Origin of the sequence: Flavobacterium sp. PLA-1-15 (genome assembly GCF_049060005.1) — a bacterium.
Classification (GTDB): domain Bacteria; phylum Bacteroidota; class Bacteroidia; order Flavobacteriales; family Flavobacteriaceae; genus Flavobacterium.
Genome location: NZ_JBMGQS010000033.1, coordinates 17,733 through 29,053, shown reverse-complemented (window position 1 = coordinate 29,053; position 11,321 = coordinate 17,733). Strand labels below are relative to the sequence as shown.

12 protein-coding genes and 2 tRNA genes are annotated in these 11,321 nt (G+C 37.2%); 6 read left to right on the top strand and 8 right to left on the bottom strand.

The window, feature by feature from the left end:
- A partial coding sequence (locus ACI6PS_RS14570; RefSeq protein WP_421013307.1) for a glutamate ligase domain-containing protein occupies nt 1–338 on the top strand: 338 nt, incomplete at its 5' end.
- 60 nt (nt 339–398) lie between these two features.
- Here the strand turns inward: ACI6PS_RS14570 and ACI6PS_RS14565 are convergent.
- A complete protein-coding gene (locus ACI6PS_RS14565; RefSeq protein WP_421013306.1) occupies nt 399–2,033 on the bottom strand; it encodes a hypothetical protein in 1,635 nt (544 codons plus the stop codon).
- Between the two features lie 148 nt (nt 2,034–2,181).
- Here ACI6PS_RS14565 and fabD point away from each other — a divergent pair, with 148 nt between their 5' ends.
- Complete coding sequence (fabD, locus tag ACI6PS_RS14560) at nt 2,182–3,060, top strand: ACP S-malonyltransferase (protein ID WP_421013305.1); 879 nt, start codon at nt 2,182–2,184, stop codon at nt 3,058–3,060.
- Nucleotides 3,061–3,140: 80 nt separating this feature from the next.
- Here fabD and ACI6PS_RS14555 read toward each other — a convergent pair whose 3' ends face one another.
- The 4 genes from ACI6PS_RS14555 to ACI6PS_RS14540 are packed head-to-tail and all read right to left on the bottom strand — an operon-like array spanning nt 3,141 to nt 5,872.
- Nucleotides 3,141–3,467 carry a hypothetical protein gene (locus tag ACI6PS_RS14555; protein WP_421013304.1) on the bottom strand — a complete coding sequence of 109 codons (327 nt, stop codon included), beginning with the start codon at nt 3,465–3,467 and terminating at the stop codon, nt 3,141–3,143.
- Complete coding sequence (locus ACI6PS_RS14550) at nt 3,452–3,658, bottom strand: hypothetical protein (protein WP_421013303.1); 207 nt, start codon at nt 3,656–3,658, stop codon at nt 3,452–3,454. The genes ACI6PS_RS14555 and ACI6PS_RS14550 overlap by 16 nt, the downstream gene beginning before the upstream one ends.
- A 49-nt stretch (nt 3,659–3,707) precedes the next feature.
- Nucleotides 3,708–4,721: a UDP-glucose 4-epimerase GalE gene (gene galE / locus ACI6PS_RS14545; RefSeq protein ID WP_421013302.1), complete on the bottom strand. Its 1,014-nt coding sequence runs from the start codon at nt 4,719–4,721 to the stop codon at nt 3,708–3,710.
- Nucleotides 4,722–4,738: 17 nt separating this feature from the next.
- Nucleotides 4,739–5,872, bottom strand: coding sequence for a DegT/DnrJ/EryC1/StrS family aminotransferase (locus ACI6PS_RS14540; protein ID WP_421013301.1), 1,134 nt, complete (start codon nt 5,870–5,872; stop codon nt 4,739–4,741).
- Between the two features lie 127 nt (nt 5,873–5,999).
- Here ACI6PS_RS14540 and ACI6PS_RS14535 point away from each other — a divergent pair, with 127 nt between their 5' ends.
- The 4 genes from ACI6PS_RS14535 to ACI6PS_RS14520 all read left to right on the top strand — a co-directional run bounded on the left by ACI6PS_RS14535 (nt 6,000) and on the right by ACI6PS_RS14520 (nt 10,529).
- Nucleotides 6,000–7,244, top strand: a complete 1,245-nt coding sequence (locus ACI6PS_RS14535) for a 3-deoxy-D-manno-octulosonic acid transferase (RefSeq protein ID WP_421013300.1) — start codon at nt 6,000–6,002, stop codon at nt 7,242–7,244.
- A gap of 11 nt (nt 7,245–7,255) precedes the next feature.
- On the top strand, nt 7,256–7,708 hold the full coding sequence (locus ACI6PS_RS14530) for a GNAT family N-acetyltransferase (protein ID WP_421013299.1): 453 nt from the start codon (nt 7,256–7,258) through the stop codon (nt 7,706–7,708).
- Between the two features lie 264 nt (nt 7,709–7,972).
- On the top strand, nt 7,973–10,114 hold the full coding sequence (locus ACI6PS_RS14525; RefSeq protein WP_421013298.1) for a S46 family peptidase: 2,142 nt from the start codon (nt 7,973–7,975) through the stop codon (nt 10,112–10,114).
- 217 nt (nt 10,115–10,331) lie between these two features.
- A complete protein-coding gene (locus ACI6PS_RS14520; RefSeq protein WP_421013297.1) occupies nt 10,332–10,529 on the top strand; it encodes a hypothetical protein in 198 nt (65 codons plus the stop codon).
- A 74-nt stretch (nt 10,530–10,603) separates the two neighbouring features.
- Here the strand turns inward: ACI6PS_RS14520 and ACI6PS_RS14515 are convergent, their stop codons facing one another.
- The 3 genes from ACI6PS_RS14515 to ACI6PS_RS14505 all read right to left on the bottom strand — a co-directional run bounded on the left by ACI6PS_RS14515 (nt 10,604) and on the right by ACI6PS_RS14505 (nt 11,228).
- Nucleotides 10,604–10,948, bottom strand: coding sequence for a DUF1508 domain-containing protein (locus ACI6PS_RS14515; protein ID WP_421013296.1), 345 nt, complete (start codon nt 10,946–10,948; stop codon nt 10,604–10,606).
- Between the two features lie 107 nt (nt 10,949–11,055).
- Nucleotides 11,056–11,141 (bottom strand) — tRNA-Leu (locus tag ACI6PS_RS14510).
- A gap of 14 nt (nt 11,142–11,155) precedes the next feature.
- Nucleotides 11,156–11,228 (bottom strand) — tRNA-Gly (locus tag ACI6PS_RS14505).
- Between the last annotated feature and the right edge of the window lie 93 nt (nt 11,229–11,321).

Sequence of the window (11,321 nt, the reverse complement as noted above, 5' to 3'; positions counted from 1 at the left end):
CCAATCCTAGCAGTATGAAGGTGGCATTGGAGAATTTCATGCAACTGGAGCTTACAAAAAAAGTGGCCATTCTTGGAGATATGTTTGAATTGGGAATTGAAAGTCTTGAGGAACATAAAGGAATAGTTGCTCTGGCCTTAAATGATGAAAAAACTGTTTTTTATTTTATAGGAAAAGATTTTTATACCAATAAAACAGAACATAAAAATCTGTTTTTTTATGAGACATTTGAAGACTTAGCAAAAGAACTCACGGAAAATAAAATTGAGAACTCGACGATACTTATTAAAGGATCGAGAGGGATGGCACTCGAACGCAGTTTGGATTATTTGCCTTAACTGAAATTTTTAAAAAAAATGCCGGAGAAAGTTTCTTCGGCATTTTTTTTAACTCATTTTTTATTTCTTCTTCGATATTTTTAGATTATCAAAATTAGAAACATCTATGACCTCTTCCATATCTACATCATAGGATATTTTTACGCTGTCACCAACAATTGTTACAGGCAATTCATTTGATAACTGTGAAGAACCCACGAAGACGTTCGGGTAGTCTTTTACCATAAAATAATAGAAGCTGTTACCATTTTTTACGTCGTTTGATATCCTTGTCACTACGGATGTGAGGGTCTTTTTGGATGTAACACTTTCAGACTCTATTCCGTTATCGGCCATATTGTAGACGTTCTTGTAGGCCATCAAGGTTTCTCTCATCGTGTTTCCTACTCCTACAATAGTATAATCGTTGATGGAAACCATGGCAAACATTTTAACCAAACCACCATCATCTTTTAATGTCATCACATAGGTCGGGATGTTGTTGATGATGTATGGAATTGGGAGAGAGCTGTGATATCCTTTTTCCTGTACTTTTCCTTCAGCTGAACTTTGTGCGGCATATTCGGTTGCTCCACTCTGCTTGTAATAGGTAGCTTCTTTGGTTCTTGTATCGACCAAAACGAAACCTACGGTAGATTCTTCTTTTCCTACGGATGAAAGACCCGTGTACCAATAGGATTTATGGTTCTCGCCGTACACGAGTGTCAATCCTTCGGTGGTTTCCAACTTGTTTTCGTTTGACCAGTTCCAGTAGCCGTGAACATATTCTCCCCAATCGTTTAATTGATCTTCAATAAAACTAATCGGCTGGATTCTATCAACCCAAAGCGGTGTGTCGTTGATTCCATATTCCTTGATTTCACCTGTTTGGGCATTTACCGTAAGGACACCTGTAGCATTATTTCCTCCAAAACCAATTTCCTTGCTGTAGGTGGTTACAATCCAATATGGCTCTCCTTTATCGTCAATTTCGAAGTTATAATCAGCCAGACCAGTGGTCATGTAACCATTTATATAAGTATGCCTTTTGATGTGGGAACCGAAGAAAGCTGCGGGTTGATACTTGATTTTTAAAGGCTGTCCGTTGATGCTTTGCACCAATTTCACATCTCTTTCATTGGTTGCAGAAACCATCACATATCCCGGAGTACCCTCTGAATTTCGGAACCATTTGAAAAAACCGGTGTGCAATAATGGCGCAACCCAATAAAGTTCATCATTTACTTTTTGGATAGTGAAGTCTCCTATTTCGGCTTGGGAACCCAATGATGGCTGAGAACCAATGATTTTTTCACCTAGAAGCATTGCCAGATTTTCATCGACCACTCGGATTTTATCTAATGAAATGGGTGCGATGTGGTTTTTGAGATTTTGTCCGTCTTCTACCTTTCCTATCAATGCTCTGTATGACTCACTGCGGAACATTGGCAAGCTTGTAAGCAGTGGTGTGATTGTAATATAGGCCAATACGACAATCGCTGCTACAAAAAATAGTTTGTGTGGCAGGGCAGTTATAGTTACTTTATTGGTTACTGGTGTTACTTTTAATCGTGTGTAGATGATGATTCCAACAAGCAACACAATCAATATAAAAAATGGAAGTTTAAAAAAGCCATAATTTATAACAGGCAAGCCAAGGTAGAACAGCAGGAATGTAATAACAAGCAATAATAAGATGGACGTAATTTTTTTCATGATTTGCTATTTGATTTTCGTAATTAGTCGGGGAATATTACAAATGTTACAGGGTTTATTTTGAAAAGTTAAAACGGAAATAAGGGTTCTAAAAAAATAGCTATTTTTGTGGTCTAACAAAGAATGAGAAAATAATAAAATAAAAAATATGAAAGCATACGTTTTCCCTGGTCAAGGGGCACAATTTACGGGAATGGGTAAAGATCTGTATGAACAATCTCCGTTAGCGAAAGAGTTGTTCGAGAAAGCAAACGAAATTTTAGGCTTCAGAATTACGGACATCATGTTTGAAGGAACGGCAGAAGAATTGAAAGAAACAAAGGTGACACAACCTGCGGTTTTCCTGCACTCGGTTATCTTGGCAAAAACTTTAGGAGCTGATTTTTTTGAACCTCAGATGGTGGCGGGACATTCGCTTGGAGAATTTTCTGCATTGGTAGCGAATGGTGCTTTATCATTTGAAGACGGCCTACGATTGGTTTCGAAAAGGGCACTGGCAATGCAGAAGGCATGTGAAATCACACCTTCTACAATGGCGGCAGTTTTAGGACTTGAAGATAGCATTGTTGAAGATGTTTGCGCTTCGATTAATGGTGTAGTGGTTGCAGCAAACTACAACTGTCCTGGACAATTGGTAATTTCTGGTGAGACATCGGCTGTAGAAAAAGCGTGTGAGGCGATGAAAGCGGCGGGAGCAAAACGTGCATTGCTACTGCCTGTTGGTGGTGCTTTTCACTCTCCTATGATGGAACCTGCAAGAGAAGAATTGGCGGCAGCTATTGAAGCAACTACTTTTTCTACTCCTATTTGTCCGGTTTACCAAAATGTAACGGCGAGTGCAGTTTCTGATCCAGAAGAGATTAAGGAAAACTTGATTATCCAATTGACGGCACCTGTAAGATGGACCCAATCTGTACAGCAAATGATCAAGGACGGCGCGAGTATTTTTACGGAAGTAGGCCCAGGAAAAGTATTGATTGGATTGGTTGGAAAGATTGACAGAGAGGTTGCTGTGGCGAGTGCATAGTTAGTTTTTTAGCTATTTGCTAAGTCACCTTACAGATAAATAAAAGTCCCAAATCTTTCGGTTTGGGACTTTTATTTTTATTATAAATACTTTGCATCTTCGCAATGGCTGTTTGTGATTGCAGTTATCAAATATTTATTGTTTCTACTTTCATAAAATATGTACCATATTGTTCGTGTATTGGCTTTGTAGAAAATATATTTTGAGCCGAGGTGTTTTAGTGGTTTTGGGGTGGTTTTGTGCTTTTGAACTTTTATATTTTCATCAACAGCATCATATATTTGATCAACATAATTTTCTGCCGTTTCGATAAATCCAAAATATTCTTTTTTGTACAATACTTGAACAAGACCATCCAAATAAAGAATAACATCGGGCGTAAATGTTATTTCTATTTTCCCCACCACTCCCTAATTCTTCTTTTTGACTCTGCTTTTGCCTCTTCAACCGTCAAACCGTTTTCCCATTCCTTTTCTAAATCAAAAGCTGTTTCGGATTCTGATTCTTCCTTGATTTTGGCAATTTGATACAATACACTTGGTTCTTCTAATTTAGAAAGCCATTCCAATAGTTCTTCTTTCTTATCCTCTGCATCCATAGCTATTGATTTAGATGACTAATTTACAAATATTTAGAATAAGATAAAACTAGCTTCTGATTTTCTGCTCCCATTTCCAGGCAGATGCCAAAGACTCCTCCAAGGTTGATTTTGCTTTCCAACCCAGGACATTGTTTGCTTTATCAGTATTGGCGAAGGCTTCAACAACATCACCTTCTCTCCTATCCACAAGTTTATATTGCAATTTTTGACCGCTTACTTTTTCAAAAGCATTGATAACTTCTAGAACAGAACTTCCTGTTCCAGTACCTAAATTGAATGTTTCCACCTTGTCGATGTTCTTTTTATTGAGCAATCTTTGCAAAGCTACCACATGGGCTTTGGCCAAATCAACTACGTGTATATAATCACGAATACAGGTTCCGTCAGGAGTTGAATAATCCGACCCGTAAACAGAAAGCTCTTTGCGCAAGCCAACTGCAGTTTGTGTAATAAACGGAACCAAGTTCTGAGGAACCCCAATTGGCAATTCACCCAACTCAGCAGTTGGATGCGCTCCGATTGGATTGAAATATCTTAAAAGGATGGAATTGATGTTGGTAACTTTGGCAACATCAGTGATGATTTCCTCCCCAATTTGCTTGGTGTTTCCATAAGGCGACATAGCTTGTTGCACCGGCGCATTTTCGGTTATCGGCATCAATTCGGCTTGACCGTAAACCGTACAAGAAGAGCTGAAAATAAAATGTGCTTCAGGTTTCTGCTGTAATTCCTGAAGCAAATATACTAACGTATTAATGTTGTTTTCGTAATAAAGAAGCGGATTCTCTACACTCTCACCCACTGCTTTCGAGGCAGCAAAATGGATTACACCAGCGATATCGTTGTGCTTTTTAAAGAATTCTTTAACGGCTTGCTTATCTCTCAAATCGATTTGCTCAAAAATAGGTTGCTTGCCGGTGATGGCTTCAATTCCTTTTAGAACTGAAATGTCAGCATTCGATAAATTGTCGATTGCAACCACCTCGAAACCTTCGTTTTGAAGCTCAACAACCGTGTGTGAACCAATAAAACCTAAACCTCCCGTTACTAATATCTTCATCTTTTCTCTTTGAAAAATTATTTGTTTAAGAACTCTAAAATACTGTCGGTAATGAATTTTATTTGATCATCTTCCAACTCAGTATGCATTGGAAGTGAGATTACTTCTTTTACCAATTGATTGGTTATTGGAAAATCCTCTTCTTTATAACGTACGTCCAAATAGGCCTTTTGACTGTGCAACGGAATTGGATAATAGATGGCGCAAGGAATGTCCTTGCTTTGCAAATGCTGCATCAAGGCATCTCTATCGGCATCAATAATTCTTAGTGTATATTGGTGGAAAACGTGATCGTCTCCACTTAGATCAAACGCAGGAACTACGATGTTTTTATGTCCAGAAAGAGCGGTGTTGTATTTATTTGCTGCAGCACGACGTTCAGTATTATAGGTATTAAGATTTGGCAATTTTGCATTTAAAACTGCCGCTTGAATACTATCTAAACGTGAATTTACACCCACTACATCGTGGTGGTAACGCACATACATTCCGTGGTTTACAATTCCTCTTAACTTGTGCGCCAAGTCATCATCATTGGTAAAAATGGCACCACCATCTCCATAACAACCTAAGTTTTTAGAAGGGAAAAAGGATGTAGAAGCCACGTGACCGATTGTTCCCACTTTCTTTTTAGAACCGTCAGCCGATTTATAATTAGCGCCAATTGCTTGGGCGTTGTCTTCGATTACATATAGATTATGGTGTTTTGCCAACGCCATTATCGCATCCATGTTGGCTGCTTGTCCGAATAAATGTACCGGAACGATTGCTTTTGTTTTTGGAGTGATGGCTTTCTTGATGGCTTCAATCGAAATATTGAAGGTATCGATTTCTACATCTACCAAAACTGGAGTCAATTGCAATAAAGCGATCACTTCAACAGTTGCAGCGAAAGTAAAATCAGCCGTGATTACTTCATCGCCCGGTTTTAAATCCAATGCCATCATTGCGATTTGCAAAGCATCGGTACCGTTTGCACAAGGAATTACGTGCTTTGCTTCTAAATAATGCTCAAGATTTTTCTGAAAAGATTGCACTTCAGGTCCGTTGATGTAAGTATTAGTATCTAAAACTTCCTGGATTGAGTTGTTTACTGTTTCTTTTATTTTTTCGTATTGACCTTTAAGGTCTACCATCTGGATTTTTTTCATTACGTCTGAATTTATGTTTAGGTTTAAAAACTTGGATTTTTAAACGACGTACAAAAATAGTCATTAATGATATTCCTTCCTCAAATTAATGCAAGAATCCTTATTTTAGCCATTCAAATAAATCGATATGTTTTTTCTCTATAATCTTGTTGTTCAGGTTGCTTCATTTTTGGTAAAAATAGTAGCACTGTTCAGCCCGAAAATCAAACTTTTTGTAGACGGAAGAAAGCTCGTTTTTCCAACTTTGGAAAGCGAAATAAAACCGACCGACAGAACCATTTGGTTTCATGCCGCATCGTTGGGCGAGTTTGAGCAAGGTTTGCCGGTGATTGAGAAAATCAAAGAAAAATATCCAAATCATAAGATTGTAGTGACGTTTTTTTCGCCTTCGGGTTATGAAGTTCGAAAGAATTCTAAGGTTGCGGATATGATTGTCTATTTGCCTTTGGACACCAAGAGCAATGCTGAACGATTTTTAAAAGAGGTTCATCCTGATTTGGTGTTTTTTATCAAATATGAATATTGGCCGAATTATTTGAATGAATTGAAACAGCTACAAATTCCGACTTATCTTATCTCTGGCATTTTTAGAGAGAATCAGGTTTTCTTTAAATGGTACGGTGGATTTTACAGAAAGGCTTTGGATACTTTTGAGCACTTTTTTGTTCAGAATGCCAAATCGAAAGAACTATTATTGAAGATTGGAAAAACGAATGTGACTGTTTCGGGTGATACCCGATTTGACCGTGTGGTTTCGATATTGGAGAAAGACAATTCGCTTGATTTTATTTCAGAATTTAAGAATGATACGTTGACGATTGTGGTGGGAAGTTCATGGCCAAAGGATGAAACTTTATTGGTTGATTTTATCAATTCGAATAATTATGATGTAAAATTTATCATTGCTCCGCATAATATTAAGGAAGAACAAATCAAGCAATTGACGAATAGTATCTCTAAAAAGACGGTTTTGTTTTCGGAAAAAGAAGGCAAGAATTTAGCGGATTTTGATGTTTTTATTATTGATACGATTGGGATTTTGACGAAGATTTATAGTTATGCCGATATTGCCTACGTAGGCGGTGGTTTTGGAAATCCTGGGGTTCATAATATTTTAGAGCCTGCTACTTTTGGGGTTCCGATTGTGATTGGTCCGAATTTCTCGCATTTTGCTGAGGCGATTGCATTGGTGAACATGGAGGGTTGTGTTTCAATTTCAAGCCAAAAGGAATTGAATGAAGCTTTTGAGAATTTGATTCAGAATGAAGATATCCGATTTGAGAAGGGACATATTTGTAGCACTTTTGTACAGATGAACAAAAATGCGACGGAGATTATTTTGAAGAGTTTGAACACAGATTTCACAGATTAGCACAGATTTTTATGACGACTTTTAAATCTTTACAACACTCTCATATTGACACCATTTTACCCATGATGCAGGATTTTTATGCGATTGATGGTTATCCTATTGATGTTGAAGTGTCGCGAAAATTGTTTGAGGAATTTATAGCAGATGAAAAACTTGGCAGAGCTTGGCTCATTTATTTCAATGACGAAATCGTGGGTTATGTAATCCTGACGTTTATTTTTAGTTTTGAATACAAAGGAACGATTGCGTTTTTGGATGAATTGTACCTGAATGAAAAATCCAGAGGAAAGGGAATTGGCAAACAGGTTTTGGATTTTATTCATAAGGAAGCCCTTTTGCTTTCGCTGAAAATTATTTATCTGGAAGTGGAAGGTCATAACGAAATGGCTCAGAAACTATATTTATCAAAAGATTTTGTGGTTCATAATCGGAAGTTGATGAAGTTGGTTCCGAAGCCACTGTAACCACAATATGGGCAACTGCGATTATAAAGATGCCTGAAGTTTCCTCCTAGCCCTGATGGTGCCATTGTTTGAGCTCTTGTTCCTGCCTTTCAAGCAGGAACAAAGCGAGTGGCTCCAGCAGGAAAATGGTTTACCTAAAAACCCAACCGATTCGCTCCTTTGACTTATGAAAATGTTAATTCTGCCGTTTTTTTGACTGAAAATCCTATATTGCCGAACATTTCGCAATTTGCGGATTGTTTTTTGAACCTAAATTAGTATTGTATGAAATTTTTAAGAGTATTGCTTCTATTGTTCGTTGTTTCGACACAAGCTCAACAAGGTGGCATGTGGATTCCTTCGTTATTGAAGGGGATGAACGAGAAGGAGATGAAAAGTCTGGGGATGAAGATGTCGGCTTCGGATATTTATGATGTGAACAAATCGAGTTTGAAGGACGCGGTTCCGCATTTTAACGGCGGTTGTACATCGGAAGTAATTTCTCCGAAAGGACTTTTATTGACGAACCATCATTGTGGTTTTGATGAAATCCAGTCGCATTCTTCACTTGAAAACGACTACATTACAGATGGTTTTTGGGCGATGAAAATGGAAGATGAGTTGCCAAACAAGGATTTGGTGGTGACGTTTATCGTAAAAATTGAAGACGTGACGACTCAGGTTTTGGAAGGAACTCTAGGACTTACTGAAGCTGAAAAACAGAAAAAAATCCAGCAAAATATTTCTTCGCTTTCGAATTCTTTACCGAAAGAAAGCTGGCAGGAAAATAAAATTCGTACGTTTTATGATGGAAACCAGTACATGCTTTTCTTAACGGAAACGTATAAGGATGTCCGTTTGGTTGGAGCTCCACCAAGTTCTGTTGGAAAATTTGGGTCGGATACCGATAATTGGGTTTGGCCACGTCATACTGGAGATTTTTCGCTTTTCAGAATTTATGCGGATAAGAATAATCGTCCGGCGGAATATTCGAAAGATAATGTTCCTTATACTCCAAAACACTTCTTGCCAATTTCGTTAGATGGTGTTTCGGAAGATGACTTTACGTTGGTTTTTGGTTATCCTGGAAGAACCACGGAATATTTGCCGGCAATTGCTGTTGACCAAATTGTGAAAGAATTGAATCCTGCTAAGGTTGAAATTCGTGACCGTGCTTTGAAAGTGGCGGATGGTTTTATGCGAAAAGACAAGGCGATTAAGATTCAATATGCTTCGAAATATGCAAGTATCGCGAATTATTGGAAAAAATGGTCGGGTGAAACACAAGGCTTGACCAAATCGAATGCGGTTGCAATCAAAAGACAACAAGAAAAAGAATTTCAAGACAACGTTGTAAAAGCTGGAAAACAGGCTGAATACGGTAATTTATTAGCCGATTTTGAAAAGAATTATACTGAAATTTTACCTTATTCTTTGAGTAGGGATTATTTTACCGAAACAGTTTTAAGGAATACGGAAATGCTTGGATTGGCGTATAAAATGTATCAATTGGAACAAATCTACAACATCAGAGGAGAGCAATCTTTTAATGATAGAAGAAATAATTTGGTTGAAGGATTGGGCGCTTTCTACAAAGATTTCAATGCAAAAGTAGACGAGAAAGTTTTTGAGCAACTGATTGATTTGTATGCTACAAAATCTCCGAAACAGTTTTTACCACCTTCTTTCAACAATCTTGACGCTTCAAAATTAGCAACCGAAGTTTACGGACAGTCTAAATTGACCACTTACGAAGGTGTAAAAGAATTATTGAAAGGTGATTCTAAAACTGTTTTGGCAAACTTGAACAACGACAAGGCTTTTCAAGTGGTGAAAGCAATGGCGGATGTATTCTTGAAAGATGTGAATCCGAAATACGAGGAAATCAACATGAAGATTACGGCTTTGCAACGTACATATATGAAAGCACAATTGGAATTGAGTCAGAATTCTAGAATTTTTCCAGATGCGAATAGTACGTTGAGAGTTACCTATGGAAAAGTAAAAGGTTATGAGCCGAAAGATGCTACATTATATACACCTGTAACTTATTTGGATGGTGTTATGGAGAAATACATTCCAGGCGATTATGAATTTGATGTTCCTGCGAAGCTGATTGATTTGTATAAAAAGAAGGATTATGGCCAATATGGTGAAAAAGGAAAAATGCCTGTGAATTTCATCGGAACCAACCACACAACGGGAGGAAATTCTGGAAGTCCTGCTCTTGATGCAAAAGGAAATTTGATCGGTTTGAACTTCGACAGGGTTTGGGAAGGAACGATGAGCGACATTTATTACGACCCTGCTCTTTGTAGAAACATCATGGTGGACATGCGATATGTACTTTTTATCATTGACAAATATGCTGGAGCTAAGAATTTGATTGATGAAATGAAATTAGTACACCCTAAAAAGAAAAAATAATCCCTTTAAAAACAGGTATTTACGGCTTTTTAGGAAAAACATTTAACGCTTATTAACTTTTTTTTAGTGTTTTATGTTTTTGGCACAGTAATTGTAAAATGTTTTAGCGTTGCAAGGGAATTTATTTTTTAAAAAATATTTTCAAAAAAAAATAATCATAATAAAAAATTTATATCTTTGCCTCGAATTAATAATTAACCTTTTATAATTAAGTAAGATGAAAAAAGTATTTTTAAGTTTAGCATTAGTAGTAGCATTGAGCGTTTCTTTCGTATCTTGTAAAGAAACTAAAACTGAAGAAACTGTAGTTGAAGAAACTGCTGCTCCAGTTGAAGAAGCTCCAGTTGAAACTCCAGCTGTTGATACAACTGCAGTTGATACTACTGTAACTACAACTACAACTCCAGCTCAATAATTTTTGAGTAAAAGAGAAAAAATTAATCCCGCTTTTAGCGGGATTTTTTTATGCCTAAAATTTAATAATCTTTTTTAATCGGCGAAAATATCTGCTCCGGAGAAATCAAGTGTTTCCGCCTTTGGAACATACAACTTTACCTCTGCAATTCCTTTTTCCAAACGCAATACGGTATTAAACTTCCTACTCGTTGCATACACCTTGTCATTAATAATAAGTCGGTAAAAAAACTGGCCTCTTGATGTTTTGAATTTCATACAGAAAGCGGTTTCCGCATTTGCTTTTATCAATTCAATATCCTCTTCGATATCCATCTTCAACTCATAGGAAGCACTCGAAAAGACTATCTTGCCTTTTCTGGAAGTATAAACAAACTTATAATGATCCTCATCTTTTTTTGTAATGACAAATGCACCCATATTTTAAATAACAATTGAAATTAAAATTTCCAATTTAAAAATTTTAGAAAAAAATTTACTGAATAGCATAAATAAAAAAAGCTCGTAATTTTCATTACGAGCTTTAGTACTCAGAGCGGGACTTGAACCCGCACGAACATTGCTGTTCACTGGATTTTAAGTCCAGCGTGTCTACCAATTTCACCATCCGAGCATGTATGGTTTTTGAGCGAAAAACGGGGCTCGAACCCGCGACCTCGACCTTGGCAAGGTCGCGCTCTACCAACTGAGCTATTTTCGCATTTTGTATTTAAAAGAACTACAATACTTGTTCCGTATTGCGGATGCAAATGTAGCACATTTATTTACTTCTGCAAACGTTTTCCTCAAAAAA